Here is a 15,660-nt window from a genome sequence, read left to right as displayed (position 1 = left end):
TATCACGCACCGCTGAGCGACAAGCCGTGGGAAACCCTGACGGAGGTCGCCCCGAGGGCCTACCCTAGACAGGAAACAGGCGGGCCTTTCCCCAGAGGGCCCCGGGTCAGTCGGGAGGCCGAGGGGATGGACCCCCGCGATCGGGCGGACGCCCTGCTCGCACGAGCCCAGGCGCGCGGTGTGTTCGTGGTGACACCCGACAGCGCGACGTCACCGATGGACTCGTCGAACACCCAGCAGATCCCGCGAGCGCAGATCGACGGGCTGGACCGCAGCAGTGATCCCGACACGACGACGCAGCTGCCGGCGTCGCTGATCGAGGAGAACGACCACCCGCTGGCCGGCTCGTCGCCGACCCGGCGGCTGGAGGTCCCGGGCGGCCGCCGCCCGCAGCAGACGACACCGCTGAGCACGCCCGCGCCGCAGGTCACGGCTCCGCTGTCCCGCCGTCCCCAGGCCGAGCCCATCACGAGCCCGCTGAAGGAGCCGGACCCGGAGGACACCGGCCTGGTGCCGACGGTGACGCAGAACAACGGCAAGTCCGACCTTTCGCGCCGGCTCGACGGGATCTAGCGGGTCTCCAGCTTCAGCCGCAGCGCGAGGCCGAGCTTCACGGCGGCCAGCACCGGCTTCCAGGCGAGGCCCTGGTGGCGGTCGGCGAGGTAGCGGTAGGCGCTGGCGTGGTGGGCGGCGAGCATCTTCTCCGACGCCTGCGACGTCGAGTGGCCGCCTTCGTGCGTGACCCGCGAGGACGGCGCGTAGACGTTGAGCCAGCCGGCCTTCGCCAGCCGGTCGCCGAGGTCGACGTCCTCGAAGTACATGAAGTAGCGCGTGTCGAAGCCGCCGACGGAGTCGAACGCCTCGCGCCGGATCAGCTGGCACGAGCCGGAGAGCCAGCCCGAGACGCGCTCGACCGGGGTGCCGGTCTCCTGCCGGTACTGCTTGGTCCAGGGGTTGCCGGGCCAGACCTTCGCGAAAACGGCGTGCCCGATCCCGCGCCCGAAGGACGGCAGCAGCCGCGCCGAGGGGTAGACGGTGCCGTCGGGATCGTGGATCAGCGGCCCGAAGGCACCCCCGCGCGGCCACCGCTGCGCGACCTCGAGGAGCGCGTCGAGCGACCCGGGCTCCCATTCGAGGTCCGGGTTGACGACGACGACCCAGCCATAGCGGTCGTCCAGCTCGGCGACGCCCCGGTTGGCGGCGGTCCCGTAGCCGACGTTCTCCCCGATGTCGAGCAGCTGCACGTTCTTCCGCTCGGCGACGACCCGCTCGAGGGCACCTTCGACGGACGCGTTGTCCGCGACGACCACCTTGACCTCGCGCTCGGTGGCCTTCTCGAGGGTGTCGAGGAACCGCTCGATGGTGTCCTCGGAGAAGTAGGTCACGGTCACGACGCCGACATCGTCGCCATAGCGGGAGTGCTCAGTCACCCGGCCATTGTCCACTCGTCACGCAGGGCAACCCCGCCACCCCACAGGGCGTACCCGGTCAGGCGGATCGCTATGTCACAGTAAGTATGCACCCGATTGCGGAGAGCGCGATCACCCGCGCGATGATGATGTGATGACGGTGCACGCCTTCGTCGACGAGTCAGCACGCCCCGGCGCCTACCTGCTGTGCGCGACGATCGTGGAACCGGCGCACCTGACCCCGACGAGGCGCGCCTTGATGTCGCTCCTGCTCCGCGGTGCACGCGAACTGCACTTCAAGAAAGAGAAGGAACCCCGCCGCAGGATGCTCATCGACCGCATGGCCGCGCTGCCCGTTACCTCGCGGCTCTACCTCGGCTCGTGTTCACCCAAGACCGAAGAATCCGCCCGACAGCGCTGTCTTGCCCTGCTCACCGAAGATCTGCTCACCCTGCGAGCCCACCGGCTGGTGCTCGACACACGCGACCACCGCGACAGCCACGATCGCCATACCCTGCAGCGAGCGTTGGGCGTCCGCCCGTCCAAGACCGAACTGATCTACGAGCACGTCGACTCCACGGCAGAGCCCCTTCTGTGGGTATCCGACGCGGTGGCTTGGTGCTTCGGAGCCGGTGGCGACTGGAGGCGCCGCGCCGGCCGGCTGATCACGGAACCGATCGAAGCCTAGAACAGCGAAAAGCCCGCGAGACGACCGTCCGGACGCGTCACGGGCTTTCATACTCGGCCCCACCGGGACCTCGCAGAGCAATCTTACCACTCTCACCACAGCCGTTGCCCGGGCCGACAGCGTTCAGCGGGTGCGGAGGTGGCGGGACCAGGCCTTGGCGTACGCCTCCCGATGCCGCTCCGCGGTCGTCGCCCACGAGAACTCCTTCGCCCGCTGCTGAGCCGCCGTTGCCAGCTCCGCCCGGCGCGAAGGATCCGCCAGCAGCTCCGAAATCGCCGCCGCCACGTCGCCCGCGCCCACTCCGCAGTACGCCACCGCGTCGCCGCCCACCTCCGGGAGCGACAGCCTGCGCGTGGTCAGTACGCACGCGCCGCACGCCATCGCCTCCAGGACCGGCAGCCCGAAGCCCTCGCCCAGCGACGGGTACGCGACCAGCGACGCGCCGCCGAGGAACCCCGCCAGCGTCCCGAACGGCAGGTAGCCCGCCCGGATCACGCGCAGCCGGTGCGGGACCGCGTCCAACGCCCGCTCCACCTGCGTGTCCCAGCCCGGCTGGCCCGCCAGCACCAACGCCGGCGCGTCCCGCTGGCCGGCCACCGCCCGGGCGAAGCCGCGGATCAACGCCGGCACGTTCTTGCGCGGCTCCAGCGCCCCCAGGAAAGCCACGTACGGGGTCCGCCCGAGCCCGACAAAAGACCGGGCCGCAGCTACCTCCGCAGGAGACGGCGGGTGGAAGCGCTCGCTGTCGACGCCGTGGTGAATGACTTCCAGCGACGCGTGCCGCACCGGGGCGACCCGGGCCAGCTCCGCGGCCGTCGCCGCCGATGGGACGACGCACAGCGTCGCCCGCCGGAGCGCCGTTGCCGTCCACGCGCGGAAGAAGCGGGCCTTCACCGACGAGTGCAGGACCGCGTCGGTGAAGAACGTCGCGTCGTGCAGCGTGACCACCGATGCCGCCGACGTCGCCAGCGGCATCGTGTAGTGCGGCGAGTGGACGACGTCCGCGCCGAGGCGGCGCGCCAGCCGCGGCAGCGTCGCCTGTTCCCAGGTCAGCCGCGCGGTGCGGGTGGTCGTCGTCGGTGACGCGGGCACGACGCGCGAGTGCGGCGCCAGCCGGTCGTACAGCCCCAGGTCCCGTGGCTGGCAGACGACGGTGATCCGGGCCCCGTCCGCGTCGAGGGCGGCGACGAGCGAATCCACGTACCGGCCGACGCCGCCGCGGTCCGCGGGAACCGCGGTCGCGTCGATCAGCACCCGGGGATCATCGCTCACCCCTGCAGGGTACGGCGGCGACCCTGCGTCATGGTGGGGAACTGGCAAACCGGGCCTAGTCGTGCACGCGCCGGTGGATCGCCCACACGGCTTCCGCGGCACGGCGCCAGGTGAAGGCCCGGGCCCGCTCCCGCCCCGCCTTGACCAGCTCCGCCGCCCTCGACGGCGAACCGAGCACCTCACGCAGCGCGGAAGCCAGCGCCGCGGCGTCGCCCCGCGGCACCATGACCCCGGCCCCGCCCGCCACCTCGGCCAGCGCCGGGACGTCGGTGTGCACGACCGGCACGCCCGCCGCCATCGCCTCGAGCAGGCCCAGCCCGAACCCCTCGGCGAGGCTCGGCACCGCCAGCACGCTCGCCCGGCGCAACGCGGTCGCCAGCTCGGCGTCCGACACCTTCCCCAGCACGCGCAGCCGGTCCGCGGGCAGGCCGCGCTCCTCCGCCAGCGCGACCGGGTCGACGCCGCCCCAGCCGGGCTGCCCGGCCAGCACGAGCACCGTGCCCTCCAGCGCCACGACCGCGTCGACCAGCACGTCGATCCCCTTGCGCGGCTCGATCGTCCCGACCGCGAGCACGTACTCCTCCGGCAGGTCCAGCTCGGCCGAGCCCGAAGGGACGCGCACGCCGTGCGGCACCACGCGCACCGGGACGTCGACGTCGATGAGGACCGCCAGCTCGTCGGCGACCGCCCGCGTCGGCACGACCAGCCCGGACGCGCGGCGCGCGGCCCGCGCGATCATCGACCGGTGCCAGCTCACCCCGCGCGCGGTCAGCGTCTCGGGGTGGGTCCAGGGCACGGTGTCGTGGACGGTCACGCTCAGCGTCCGCCCGGCCGGGGCGCGCGGCGGCGCGAACGGCGTCGGCGCGTGCACCGCGTCGCCGCCCGGCCACCAGCGCAGGCCCAGCTGCCACGCGGCGACCAGCGCCCGCGGCGGGATCCGCAGCACCCGGGGGCCGTCGACGCCGTCCAGCCTGGCCGCGCCGACGTCGGCGTGCCGCGCGACGACGCTGGACACCGTCCAGCCCGGCGGCGCGGACTTCGCGAGCGCGGGAAGCAGCTCGGCCGTGTAGCGCCCGGTGCCACCGGGCACGGGCGCGAGGAGCTGCTCGGCGAGCACGACCAGTTCGGGCACGCGGCTATTGTGCGGGACGTGACCGCGAATCCCGCCACCACGGTGGTAGTCGTGACCTGGCGGGGTGCCGGCCACGTCACGGCGTGCCTCGACGCGCTCGCCGCGCAGACGCGTCCACATCGGACGCTCGTGGTGGACAACGCCTCCGACGACGGCACCGCGGCCCTGCTCGCGGCCCATCCTTCGCACCCGCAAGTAGTCCGGCTGCCCCGCAACACCGGCTACGCGGGCGCGCTCGCGGCCGCGCTCGAAATGGTCCGGACCCCGCTGATGGCGTGGCTGAACGACGATGCCGAACCGTCACCGGATTGGCTGGCCACGCTGGAAGACGCCCTCGAAAAGGCACCGCTGGCCGCCGCCTCGACCTCGCTGCTCGTGCGGCCCGACGGCACGACGCAGTCCGCCGGCGTGCGGCTGACCGCCGACGGCCACGGCGCCGACGTCACCGAGCCCGCCGGCGAGGTGTTCGGCTTCTGCGGTGGCGCGGCCCTGCTGCGCACCGACGCCCTGCGTGCCGTCGGCGGCGTCCCGGCCCGGTTTTTCTGTTATTACGAAGACACCGACACGGCTTGGCGGCTGCGGCTGGCCGGGTGGGACGTCGTCGCGGTGCCCGGCGCCCGCGTCCGGCACGCGCACGGCGTCAGCAGCGAACTGGGTTCGCCGCTGTTCCACCGCTGGAACGAGCGCAACCGCCTGCTCATGCTGCTGCGCTGCGCCCCGCTCGACGTCGCGGTGAAGCAACTGGTCAAGTTCGCCGTGCTGACGGCGGTGCTGCCCCTGCGGCCGGGACGTCCGGAAGCGGCGAACTTCCGGCTCGGCCTGCGCTCCCGCGTACTGGTCGAAGTGGCCGTCCGGCTACCCGGGACGTTGCTCGCCCGTCGCAAGATCACCCGCCGCGCGACGCTGGGCCGAGGCGCGGTCTGGGAGGCATGGGCAGGCCTTTAAGCTTGCGCCAGGATCAACGACGAGGAGCAGGCTTTGGCGCAGGGGGATCCGCAACCGCTCGTCTCGGTGATCGTGGTCAACTACCGCGGCGCCGACGACACGATCACCTGCCTGCGCGCGCTCGCCGAGCACGACTACCCCGAGCTCGAGCTGATCTGCGTCGACAACTCCGACGAGGCCGCGCGGCTGCGCGAAGCCGTTCCCCAGGCCCGCGTGATCGAGGCCGGGTGCAACCTCGGGTTCGCCGGTGGCTGCAACCTCGGCGCGAAGCACGCGAAGGGCACTGTCCTCGCTTTCCTCAACAACGACGCGCGCCCGGCGCCGGGCTGGGTCTCCACCGCGGTCGCCGAGCTGCGCGCGCAGCCCCGCGTCGCCGCCGTGGCGAGCAAGGTCCTCGACTGGGACGGCACCGGCACCGACTTCGTCGACGGCGGCCTGACCTGGTTCGGTATGGGCTACAAGCGCCACGCGGGCTCGCCCCTGGCCGACGTCCCGGCGGCCGAGCACGAAGTCGCGAAGGACGTCCTGTTCGGCACCGGCTCGGCGATGTTCGTCCGGGCGAGCGTGTTCGCCGAGCTGGGCGGCTTCGACGAACGGTTCTTCATGTTCTACGAGGACGTCGACCTCGGCTGGCGGCTCAACCTCCGCGGCTGGCGCGTCCGGTACGTGCCCGAGTCGCGGGCGTTCCACCGCCACCACGGCACGATGGCGGCGGTCGACGCGCCGGAGACCGGCCGCGAGACCTTCCTCCTGGAGCGCAACGCCCTGGCCGCGCTCTACAAGAACCTTTCCGACGAGACCCTGGCCCGCGCGCTGCCCGCGGCACTCGCCCTGGCCGTGCGCCGCGCCACCGCCCGCGGCGAGCTGGACGCCACCCAGCTGGACCTCGAGCAGGGCGTCGGCCCGATCGAGTCCGGCGCCGTCGCCATCCCGCGGACCACCCTCGCCGGGATCCTGGCCATCGACCAGTTCGTCGAGCAGCTGCCGTCGCTGGCCCAGGCGCGCGCCGTCGAGCAGGCCGCCCGCGTCCGGACCGACGCCGACCTGCTTCCCTTGCTGCGCAAGGCTTTGGAGCCCGCGTACCCGCTGCCGCGCTACCTCGCCGCGCACGACATCCTCGTCGAGGCGTTCGGCATCGAGAAGGCCTTCGGACAGCGCCGGAAGATCCTCGTGATCACCGGCGACGCGCTCACCGAGCGGATGGCGGGCCCGGCGATCCGCGCCTGGAACATCGCCCTCGCGCTGGCCGCCGAGCACGACGTCCACCTCGTCACCACCAACCCGCTCGCGACGCCGCCGCCCGCGCCGTTCCGGGTCAGCGCGGGCAAGTTCCGCGAGCTGGAGGCGCCGATCGCCTGGGCCGACATCGTCGTCCTGCAGGGCCACGTGCTCGAACTGGCGCCGTCGCTGAAGAAGGAACACGCGAGCAAGATCGTCGTCGCCGACCTCTACGACCCGATGCACCTCGAGCTGCTGGAGCAGGGCAAGGGCGTCGCCGACGACAAGCGCGCGGCCGACCTCGCCGGCGTCACGCGCGTCCTGGACGCCCAGCTCGAACGCGGCGACTTCTTCCTCTGCGCGTCCGAGCGGCAGCGCCACTTCTGGCTCGGCCACCTGGCCGCGATGGGCCGGCTGTCGCCGCGCCTCTACGACGCCGACCCGACGACGCAGTCGCTGCTCGCGGTCGTCCCCTTCGGGCTCTCGCCCGAGCCGCCGGTGCGCACCGGGCCGGGCCTGCGGTCGTCGCTGGGCATCGGCGGGACCGACCACGTCGTGCTGTGGGCGGGCGGGGTGTACAGCTGGTTCGACCCGTTGACGCTGGTCCGCGCCATCGACCGGCTGCGCCGGAACCGCGGCGACGTCCGGCTCGTGTTCCTCGGCATGAAGCACCCGAACCCCGAGGTCGCCGAGATGGACATCGGCACGCGGACGATCCGCCTGGCGGACTCGCTGGGGCTGACCGGCAAGCACGTCTACTTCAACGAGCAGTGGGTGCCCTACCACGACCGCCAGAACTGGCTGCTCGACGCGAACTGCGGCGTGACGACCCACTACGAGCACGTCGAGACGACCTTCGCGTTCCGCACCCGCGTCCTGGACTACCTGTGGGCCGGGCTGCCGATCGTCACCACCGACGGCGACGCCTTCGCCGACCTGGTACGGGCGGAGCGGCTCGGCGTCGTCGTCCCGGCCGAGGACGACGCTGCGCTGGCCGAGGCGCTCGAAAAGGCGTTGTACGACGAGGAGTTCGCCGCGGGCTGCGTCGAGCGGATCGCCGTCGTCGCGCAGCGGTACGCGTGGCCGGAAGCGCTGAAGCCGCTGGTCGAGTTCTGCCGGGACCCGCGGCCGGCGGCCGACCGGCTGCCCGGGTCGGCGGACCTGGTGAAGACGCCGGCGGTGCGCGGCCGGGAGCTGCTGCGGCGGGACGTCGACCTGGTCCGCGAGTACCTCGCGGCGGGCGGTCCCGGCGAGCTGGCGCGGCGCGTCGGCGGCCGGGCGTTGAAGGTCGCCAAGCAACGGCTCCGCCGTGGCTAGATCCCTGCGTGTTCTCCTCGACGGCACCCCGCTCCTCGGCGCGCGCACCGGGATCGGCCGGTACACGGCCGCGCTGAGCGAAGAACTGGTCTCGATCCCGGAAGTGGACACGCGCGCGGTGGCGTTCACGCTGCGCGGCTGGCGGCGGCTGCGGCACGTGCTGCCGTACGGCGCGCAGGCCCGCGGGATGCCGGTCGCGGCGCGGCTGCTGCGGATGGCGTGGGTGCGCTCGGACTTCCCGCCGGTGGAGCTGTTCGCCGGCCCGACCGACGTCGTGCACGGCACGAACTTCGTGCTGCCGGGACGGTTCCGCGCCGCCGGCGTCGTGACGATCCACGACCTGGCCTTCTTCGACAATCCCGAAGAGCTGGCGCCGAGCGACCGCGACCTGCCGCAGCTCGTGCGCCGCGGCGCACGCCGGGCGAACGTGATCTGCACGCCGACGGCCGCGGTGGCCGACGCGGTGGCCGAGCGCCTCGACGTCTCGCGCGACAAGATCGTGGTCACGCCCCTGGGCGTGAACCCGGCGTGGTTCACCGCGCGCCCGCCGGACGACGAGCGCCGGGCACGGCTCGGCTTGCCCGCTCGCTACTTGCTTTTCGCCGGCGCGGCGGGGCCGCGGAAGGGCCTGGACTGGCTGGCCCGCGCCCACGAGTCCGCGCCCGACCTGCCGGACCTGGTGTTCGCGGGCCCGGGCCCGTTCCCCCGGGGAGCCCGGCGGGTCCAGACCGGCTATCTGTCCGATGTGGACCTGCGCACGGTGGTCGCGGGAGCGTCGGCACTGGTGCTGCCTTCGCGCGACGAGGGGTTCGGGCTGCCGGTGCTGGAGGCGATGGCTTCGGACGTCCCGGTGGTGTGCACGGACATCCCGGCCCTGCGCGAGGTGGCGGGCGAGTGCGCGAGCCTGGTCCCGTACGGCGACGTGGACGGCCTGGCGGAGGCGCTGCGCACGGCGGTGACGGACCCGCACGCGGTGTCGACGTCGGCGACCCGCCGCGCCCACGCGGCGAACTTCACGTGGCGAACGTGCGCGGAACTGACGGTCGGCGCGTACCGGCTCGCTTCAGGCCGTCACTGAACCGGCCGCGAAGTAGCCGTCCAACGCTTCTTCCCACGGGCGTAGCGGGGTCAGCCAGGCTTCACGCCACGAGTTCGGCGACAGCACCGAGTACGCCGGACGCCGTGCCGGGCGCGGGAACTCCGCCGTCGTGCACGGCTTCACCCGGTCCGGGTCCGCGCCCAGCCGGGTGAAGATCGCCTTCGCGAAGCCGCACCAGCTCACCGCACCCGAGTTCGTGCAATGCAGGATCCGCCGCTCCGGCCCGTCCCCGGCGGCGACGCGGGAAGCCAGCTCCATGAGCCCGGAAGCCAGGTCGGCGGTCCACGTGGGACCACCGACCTGATCGTCCACAACAGACAAGGTGTCCCGGGTGGATTCCAGGTGCGCCATGGTCTTCACGAAGTTCGCCCCGGACTTGCCGTAGAGCCACGAGGTCCGCACCACCCACGACGACGCGCCGGACCCGAGCACCGCGTCCTCGCCCGCCGCCTTCGTGCGGCCGTACGCCGAACGCGGGCCCAGCTCGTCGGAAGGCTCGTACGGCCGTGCCGCGTCTCCCGGGAACACGTAGTCCGTCGACACGTGGATCAGCGGCACCCGCCGGGACGCGCAGGCCGCCGCGAGCACGCGCGGGCCGTCGGCGTTGACCGCGAACGCGCGCTCCTCGTCGGTTTCCGCCGCGTCGACCGCCGTGTACGCCGCCGCGTTGATCACCACCGGCGCCGAGCCGGTCTCGCGCGCCCGCTCGGCCAGTGCGCCGACCGACGCCAGCACCTGGCCGGTCAGGGTGACGTCCAGCTCGGCCGAACCCGGAGCCACGACGTCCACCGAAGGGGACGCCAGCGCGGCGAGATCCCGGCCGAGCTGCCCGGAACCCCCGGGCACGAGCACCGTCAGCCGCACAGGCACTTCCTCTACTTCTTGAGCGCGGCCCGCCCGGCCAAGGGCTCCCACCACGCGCGATTTTCCGTGTACCAGGCCACTGTCGCGGCCAGACCGTCCTCGAAGGACACGCGCGGAGCGTACCCCAGCTCCTCGGTGATCTTGGTGATGTCCACCGAGTACCGGCGGTCGTGACCCTTGCGGTCCTCGACCGGCTCGACGCTGTCCCAGCCCGCGCCGACCGCCTCCAGCAGCTTCTCCGTCAGCTCGCGGTTGGTCAGCTCGGTGCCGCCGCCGATGTTGTAGATCTCGCCGGGGCGGCCCGATTCGGCGACCAGCTGGATGCCGTGGCAGTGGTCGTCCACGTGCAGCCAGTCACGGACGTTGAGCCCGTCGCCGTAGAGCGGCACCTTCCGGCCGTCGAGCAGGTTCGTCACGAACAGCGGGATGACCTTTTCCGGGAACTGGTACGGACCGTAGTTGTTGGAGCACCGAGTGACGCACACCGGCAGCCCGTGGGTGCGGAAGAACGAGCGCGCCACCAGGTCGGAAGACGCTTTCGACGCCGAGTACGGCGAGTTGGGCTCCAGGACGTGGTCTTCCGTCCACGATCCGTGCTCGATCGAGCCGTACACCTCGTCGGTGGACACGTGCACGAACTTGCCGACCCCGGCTTCCAGGGCCGCCTGCAGCAGATTCTGCGTGCCGAGGACGTTCGTCAGCACGAAGTCGGCGGCGCCGAGGATCGAGCGGTCCACATGCGACTCGGCGGCGAAGTGCACGACCAGGTCGACCCCGCGCATCACGTCGGCGACCAGCGCGGTGTCGCAGATGTCGCCGCGGACGAACTCCAGGCGCGGGTCGGCGGCGACCGGGGCCAGGTTGGCTTCGTTGCCCGCGTAGGTGAGCTTGTCCAGCACGACCACCCCGGCGTCATCCAGCGCCGGGTACGCACCGGTCAGCACCTGCCGGACGTAGTGCGACCCGATGAAGCCCGCGCCACCGGTGACCAGGACCCGCATAATCCCGCCTTTCCTCACGCCCCGGGCGGGGCCGTTCGCCCCCCAGCCTACGGAGGTCCCACACCAGTCTCAGTAGAGTCTGGTTGGACGCACATGGGTGTCCTGGGGGAAGCACGGGGTTCACAGGGGAGGAAGCGCGTGACCGAAGAGGCTGCGCCGACCGTCCCGGCGCGCCGGAAGCACAGCGGCGCGACCTTCGCGCGCCGCGGCGGCAAGGTCCTGTTTTCCGCGCTGTCGGTCGCCGTCCTCGCCGTGACCTGGTACGGCTGGAACTTCATCGGCGACCCGAACAGCGGGCTGACCACGACGAACGTCTTCGCCGACACCGAGGCGCACGCGAAACCGCTCGACGGCGCGGTCGACATCCTGCTGGTGGGCCAGGACAGCCGCACCGACGCGCAGGGCAATCCCCTGCCCCGCGAGGTGCTGGACATGCTGCACGCCGGCGTCTCCGACGGCGAGCTGAACACCGACACGATGATCCTCGTGCACATCCCCCAGAACGGGAAGCAGGCGATCGCGATCTCGTTCCCGCGCGACTCCTGGGTGGAGCTGGCGGGCGGCTACGGCAAGCACAAGCTCAACAGCGCGTTCGTCTACGCGTACACGGACACTTACCGGACGTTGCAGCGCAAGGGCATGACCGACCTCAAGGAGGCCGACGCGCAGGCGAAGGTCGCCGGGCGGAAGAACCTCATCGCCACGATCGAGAAGTTCATCGGCAAGCCGGGCATGATCGACCGCTACGCCGAGGTCAACCTGGCGAGCTTCTACGAGATCACCAAGTCGATCGGCGGCGTCGAGGTCTGTCTCAAGGGCCCGGTCAAGGAGGCGAAGTCCGGCGTCGACCTGCCGGGCGGGCGCCAGACGATCGAAGGCGTGCAGGCGCTCGCGTTCGTCCGCCAGCGCTACGGCCTGCCCCGATTCGACCTCGACCGGATCGCCCGGCAGCAGGCGTTCCTCTCCGGGCTGGCCCGCAAGGTGATCTCGACCGACGTGCTGACGAGCCCGGTGAAGATCGCCGACCTGGTCGCGGCGGTGAAGAAGTCCGTCGTGCTGTCCCAGGGCTGGGACCTGACGGAGTTCGCCGAGCAGATGCGCGGGCTGACCGGCGGCAACATCGAGTTCCAGACCATCCCCACCCTCGGCAACGCGAACATCGGCGGCGCCGACGTGCTGCGCGTCGACCCGGCCCAGGTGGCGGCGGAGGTGGCGCGGCTGACGTCGGACGGCGACAGCCCAGCCGAACCGACGTCGACGCAGCTGCCCGGCGCGAAGGCCGTCACGATCGAGCTGTTCGACGGCTCGGGGTCGCCGTCGCTGGCCGGCCAGACGCACACGATGCTGCAGGGCAAGGGCTTCACGCTGGCCGCCGACCAGCGGCTGAGCACCCGCAACACCACCGTGGTCCGCTACAACCCGGCCGACGACACCGCGCTGGCCCTGGTCAAGCAGGCCCTCGGCACCACGGTCCAGGCCGAGCCGGACCGGGACGTGACCGCCGGGCACGTGCGCGTCCTGCTGGGCAAGGACTTCCGCAGCTCGGCCGCCGCACCGGGCGGCGCGCCGGCGTCGACGGCCTCGAAGCCATCCTCGCCACCCGCGTCCACCGCCCCCGCCGCGCCGCCGATCACGGCGGGCGACGTGCCCTGCGTCAACTAGACTGCGTACGCAGGGTGGCCGGGGAGGGTGAACCAGCGTGGAAGACGACCAGGAAGAGCCGGACGCGGCCACCGAGACGGTGACTGAGAGCGACGAGCCGTCGCCGGTCCCTTCCCGGGCGCGGCGCGTCGGCCGGGTGACCCGCCGGGTCGCCGTCGGCCTGGTGTCCGTGCTCGCGCTCGGCGCCAGCGGCTACGCCTACGTCACCAAGGACCAGCTGCAGAGCACGGTCCCGACGACCGACGCCCTCACCCCGCGGGCCGGCGAGCCCGCGCCACCGCCCGCGGACGACGGCGCGGACGACATCCTGCTCGTCGGCAGCGACGCGCGGACGGACGCGCAGGGCAACCCGCTGCCGGCGAAGATGCTGCGGCAGCTGCGCACCGAGGCGAACAACGGCGCGGTGAACACCGACACGGTGATGCTGCTGCGGGTGCCGAAGAACGGCGGCAAGCCGTCGGCGGTCTCGATCCCGCGCGACACGTGGACGGCCATCCCCGGCCGAGGCCAAGCCAAGATCAACTCGGCGTACGGCATCGCGAAGGCGCACTTCGCGCAGGCGTTGCGCGCGCAGGGCGAGCGCGACCAGGCGAAGATCGAGCGTGACTCCGACACCGAGGGCCGGCGGGTCCTGGTGCAGACGGTGCAGGACCTGACGCAGGTGCGGATCGACCACTACGCCGAGATCAACCTGCTGGGCTTCTACCTGCTCACCGAGGCGCTCGGCGGGGTCAAGGTGTGCCTGAACCACGCGACCGAGGACAAGGACTCGGGAGCGAACTTCCGCCGCGGCGAGCAGACGGTGTCGGGCGGCGAAGCGCTGTCGTTCGTCCGGCAGCGCAAGAACCTGCCGCGCGGCGACCTGGACCGGATCGTGCGGCAGCAGGCGTTCCTGTCGTCGGCGCTGCACCAGCTGCTGTCGGCGGGCACGCTGGCCGACCCGGGCATGCTGAACGACCTGATGGACGCGGTGCACCGGTCGCTGACCGTGGACCCGGGTCTCGACCTGCTCCAGTTCGCGCAGCAGGCGAAGGGCCTCGCCTCGGGCGACCTGACGTTCGCGACGATCCCGGTGATCACGGCGAACGGCCGGAGCGAAGACGGCCAGAGCATCGTCCAGATCGACCCGAAGGCGGTCCGCGACTTCGTGGCGAGCCTGGCGGGCCGCACGGCCTCGGCGGCGGCCGGAGCCCCGGGCGGCGGCGGGTCCGGCAGCGGCGCCGCCCCCGACGCGGCGCCGCTGCTCCAGGACTCCCCCGGGGTCCCCTGCGTCAACTGAAGTCGGCGCGGTGGTCCTCCACCCACTGCCGGAACGTCCGCGGCGCGTGCCCGGTCACCTCGCGCACGACGTCGGTGACCGCCGACGGCTCTCGCGTCGTCCGTTCCCACGCCCGAAGGACCCCTGGCGGCACCTCGGGCGGCCAGCCCAGCGCGACCATCCGCGCCGTGGCCTGCTCGGGCGTCAGTTCCTCGACCGGCAACGGCCGGCCGAGGACATCGGCGAGGACGGCCGCCTGCTCCCGGAAGCTGATCGGCTCCGGTCCGGTCAGGTGCAGCGCCGCTCCGAGATGTGAGCCGTCCGCGAGCACCTTCGCCGCGACGTCGCCCATGTCCTGCTCGTGGATGGCACCGATCCGGGCGTCCGCATACGGGGTGCGGACGACACCCTCGGCGATGTCCGCGCGCCAGCCCAAGACGTTCGTCGCGAACGCCCCCGGGTTGAGCAGCGTCTCCCCGAACGGCGCCGCGATCAGCGCCTCCTCCACCAGGCGATGCAGGCGCGCGATGGGGCTCCGAGCGGCGTCCGGTTCGAGCGTCGCGCTCGACGACAGCAGCACCACGTGCCGCACCCCGGCCGCTTCGGCCGCCTTCACGAAGCCGTCGATGCCCTGCCGCTGCGTGTACAGGAACACCGACGTGACGCCGTCGAGCGCGGCGTCCAGCGTCGACGGATCCTCCAGGTCGGCGCTGACCTTGGCGACGCCCTCCGGGACGTCGAGCGTCGTGGCGTCGCGGCTCGAGGCACGCACGTCCTGACCTGCGGCGACGAGCGCGTCGAGCACGGCTCGCCCGACGTGCCCGCGCGCGCCGGTGACGAGAACGGTCATGGCAGACCCCCACTCCGAGATAGATTTGCTTGCAAAGCAAAGCTACTCAGGTCGCCGATCCGGTGTCAACCGGCGAAGCCCGTGGTCCGCGCCTTAGCCTTGTCCCCATGAGCCTGACCGACGAGCTGCTGCGGCCGCTGCTGGCCTCGCCCGCCAAACCGTTGATCACCCATTACGACGACCAGCTGGGCAGCCGCGTCGAGCTGTCCGTGGCGACGACCGCCAACTGGGCGGCGAAGACGGCCAACTGGCTGACCGAGGAGTTCGACGTCGAACCGGGCGACGCCGTGGCCGTGCAGCTCCCGGCGCACTGGCAGACCGTCGGCGTCCTGCTCGGGTCCTGGTGGTGCGGGGCACGCGTGGTGTCCGAGGGTGCCGGCGCACGGCTGGCGTTCGTCGGGCCGGACGACCCGGAGCCGACCGGCGCGGCCGCGACCGCCGTCGTGACGCTGGACCCGATGGGCCGCGGGCTGGCCGAGCCGCCGGGCGGTGGCGCGTTCGACTACCTGACGGAGTCCCGGGCCGCGGGCGACCAGTTCAGCCCGCTCTTCCGGATCCCCGGCACGACGGCGGCACTCTTCGAGTCCACTGTGGACGAGGTACTGGCGGAAGCCAGGGCGCGCGCGGCCAAGCTGGGCCTCACCGCGGACGACCGCGTACTGTCCACCCGGGACTGGGACGGCCCGGAAGGGATCCTCGACGGCCTGCTCGTCCCCCTGGCCGCGGGCGCCCACCTCGTCCACGTGAGCAACGCGGACCCGTCGAAGCTCGGCGCCCGCCGCGACGCCGAACGCACCACGGCCGACCTCCCGGCGTAAAAGCCGTGAAGGCCTCCTTCCCGGCCATAAGAGCCGGTAAGGAGGCCTTCACGGACTTGCGGGTCAGGCGTTCTGGAGTTCGCCCACCTCCGCGGGGCGACCGGCGCGCCTGCGTCCCCCGAGCAGG

Annotated in this window: 14 protein-coding genes; 8 read left to right on the top strand and 6 right to left on the bottom strand. The window is 72.5% G+C overall.

Translation table 11 applies throughout. From position 1 onward, the window contains the following. Positions 1–126: 126 nt before the first annotated feature. On the top strand, positions 127–573 hold the full coding sequence (locus tag AB0G28_RS09500) for a hypothetical protein (protein WP_361085349.1): 447 nt from the start codon (positions 127–129) through the stop codon (positions 571–573). On the opposite strand, the gene AB0G28_RS09495 is transcribed toward AB0G28_RS09500, so the two are convergent. Beyond that, positions 570–1,430: a glycosyltransferase family 2 protein gene (locus AB0G28_RS09495; protein ID WP_361085346.1), complete on the bottom strand. Its 861-nt coding sequence runs from the start codon at positions 1,428–1,430 to the stop codon at positions 570–572. The genes AB0G28_RS09500 and AB0G28_RS09495 overlap by 4 nt on opposite strands. Before the next feature lie 133 nt (positions 1,431–1,563). On the opposite strand from AB0G28_RS09495, the gene AB0G28_RS09490 reads away from it, so the two are divergent. Further along, positions 1,564–2,097 carry a hypothetical protein gene (locus AB0G28_RS09490; RefSeq protein ID WP_361085343.1) on the top strand — a complete coding sequence of 178 codons (534 nt, stop codon included), beginning with the start codon at positions 1,564–1,566 and terminating at the stop codon, positions 2,095–2,097. 123 nt (positions 2,098–2,220) lie between these two features. Here AB0G28_RS09490 and AB0G28_RS09485 read toward each other — a convergent pair whose 3' ends face one another. Both AB0G28_RS09485 and AB0G28_RS09480 read right to left on the bottom strand, forming a co-directional pair. Continuing rightward, entirely contained in the window at positions 2,221–3,351 is a 1,131-nt protein-coding gene (locus AB0G28_RS09485; protein ID WP_361086265.1) for a glycosyltransferase family 1 protein, read from the bottom strand. 73 nt (positions 3,352–3,424) lie between these two features. After that, positions 3,425–4,501: a glycosyltransferase family 1 protein gene (locus AB0G28_RS09480; protein WP_361085340.1), complete on the bottom strand. Its 1,077-nt coding sequence runs from the start codon at positions 4,499–4,501 to the stop codon at positions 3,425–3,427. 9 nt (positions 4,502–4,510) lie between these two features. On the opposite strand from AB0G28_RS09480, the gene AB0G28_RS09475 reads away from it, so the two are divergent. From AB0G28_RS09475 to AB0G28_RS09465, 3 genes are read left to right on the top strand one after another with little or no spacing between them, the layout of a single operon-like run. Then, entirely contained in the window at positions 4,511–5,446 is a 936-nt protein-coding gene (locus tag AB0G28_RS09475) for a glycosyltransferase family 2 protein (RefSeq protein WP_361085337.1), read from the top strand. A gap of 33 nt (positions 5,447–5,479) precedes the next feature. After that, positions 5,480–7,981 carry a glycosyltransferase gene (locus AB0G28_RS09470; RefSeq protein ID WP_361085334.1) on the top strand — a complete coding sequence of 834 codons (2,502 nt, stop codon included), beginning with the start codon at positions 5,480–5,482 and terminating at the stop codon, positions 7,979–7,981. Further along, positions 7,974–9,059, top strand: a complete 1,086-nt coding sequence (locus AB0G28_RS09465; RefSeq protein ID WP_361085331.1) for a glycosyltransferase family 1 protein — start codon at positions 7,974–7,976, stop codon at positions 9,057–9,059. The genes AB0G28_RS09470 and AB0G28_RS09465 overlap by 8 nt, the downstream gene beginning before the upstream one ends. Here AB0G28_RS09465 and rfbD read toward each other — a convergent pair. Further along, positions 9,045–9,944: a dTDP-4-dehydrorhamnose reductase gene (rfbD, locus tag AB0G28_RS09460; RefSeq protein ID WP_361086262.1), complete on the bottom strand. Its 900-nt coding sequence runs from the start codon at positions 9,942–9,944 to the stop codon at positions 9,045–9,047. The two genes, AB0G28_RS09465 and rfbD, sit on opposite strands and share 15 nt — an antisense overlap. Positions 9,945–9,955: 11 nt before the next feature. Beyond that, positions 9,956–10,945: a dTDP-glucose 4,6-dehydratase gene (gene rfbB, locus AB0G28_RS09455; protein WP_361085328.1), complete on the bottom strand. Its 990-nt coding sequence runs from the start codon at positions 10,943–10,945 to the stop codon at positions 9,956–9,958. Between the two features lie 138 nt (positions 10,946–11,083). Between rfbB and AB0G28_RS09450 the strand changes: the two genes are divergently transcribed. Both AB0G28_RS09450 and AB0G28_RS09445 read left to right on the top strand, forming a co-directional pair. Next, positions 11,084–12,607 carry an LCP family protein gene (locus tag AB0G28_RS09450; protein WP_361085325.1) on the top strand — a complete coding sequence of 508 codons (1,524 nt, stop codon included), beginning with the start codon at positions 11,084–11,086 and terminating at the stop codon, positions 12,605–12,607. A gap of 37 nt (positions 12,608–12,644) precedes the next feature. After that, positions 12,645–13,886: an LCP family protein gene (locus AB0G28_RS09445; RefSeq protein ID WP_361085322.1), complete on the top strand. Its 1,242-nt coding sequence runs from the start codon at positions 12,645–12,647 to the stop codon at positions 13,884–13,886. Here the strand turns inward: AB0G28_RS09445 and AB0G28_RS09440 are convergent. Next, positions 13,879–14,715, bottom strand: coding sequence for an NAD(P)H-binding protein (locus tag AB0G28_RS09440; protein ID WP_361085319.1), 837 nt, complete (start codon positions 14,713–14,715; stop codon positions 13,879–13,881). The genes AB0G28_RS09445 and AB0G28_RS09440 overlap by 8 nt on opposite strands. Before the next feature lie 107 nt (positions 14,716–14,822). On the opposite strand from AB0G28_RS09440, the gene AB0G28_RS09435 reads away from it, so the two are divergent. After that, positions 14,823–15,533 (top strand): TIGR03089 family protein, encoded by a 711-nt coding sequence (locus AB0G28_RS09435; RefSeq protein ID WP_361085316.1) that lies wholly within the window; start codon positions 14,823–14,825, stop codon positions 15,531–15,533. The last annotated feature ends 127 nt before the right edge of the window (positions 15,534–15,660 follow it).

This window comes from Amycolatopsis sp. NPDC021455 (genome assembly GCF_040640995.1).
Taxonomy (GTDB): domain Bacteria; phylum Actinomycetota; class Actinomycetes; order Mycobacteriales; family Pseudonocardiaceae; genus Amycolatopsis.
The sequence above is the reverse complement of the archived record's forward strand: the minus strand, read 5'-3'. Positions and strand labels throughout refer to the sequence as shown.

Coding starts and splice junctions, on each gene's coding strand:
- AB0G28_RS09500 (WP_361085349.1), top strand. CDS start 127: ATGGACCCCCGCGATCGGGCGGACGCCCTGCTCGCACGAGCCCAGGCG.
- AB0G28_RS09490 (WP_361085343.1), top strand. CDS start 1,564: ATGACGGTGCACGCCTTCGTCGACGAGTCAGCACGCCCCGGCGCCTAC.
- AB0G28_RS09435 (WP_361085316.1), top strand. CDS start 14,823: ATGAGCCTGACCGACGAGCTGCTGCGGCCGCTGCTGGCCTCGCCCGCC.
- AB0G28_RS09440 (WP_361085319.1), bottom strand. CDS start 14,715: ATGACCGTTCTCGTCACCGGCGCGCGCGGGCACGTCGGGCGAGCCGTG.
- rfbB (WP_361085328.1), bottom strand. CDS start 10,945: ATGCGGGTCCTGGTCACCGGTGGCGCGGGCTTCATCGGGTCGCACTAC.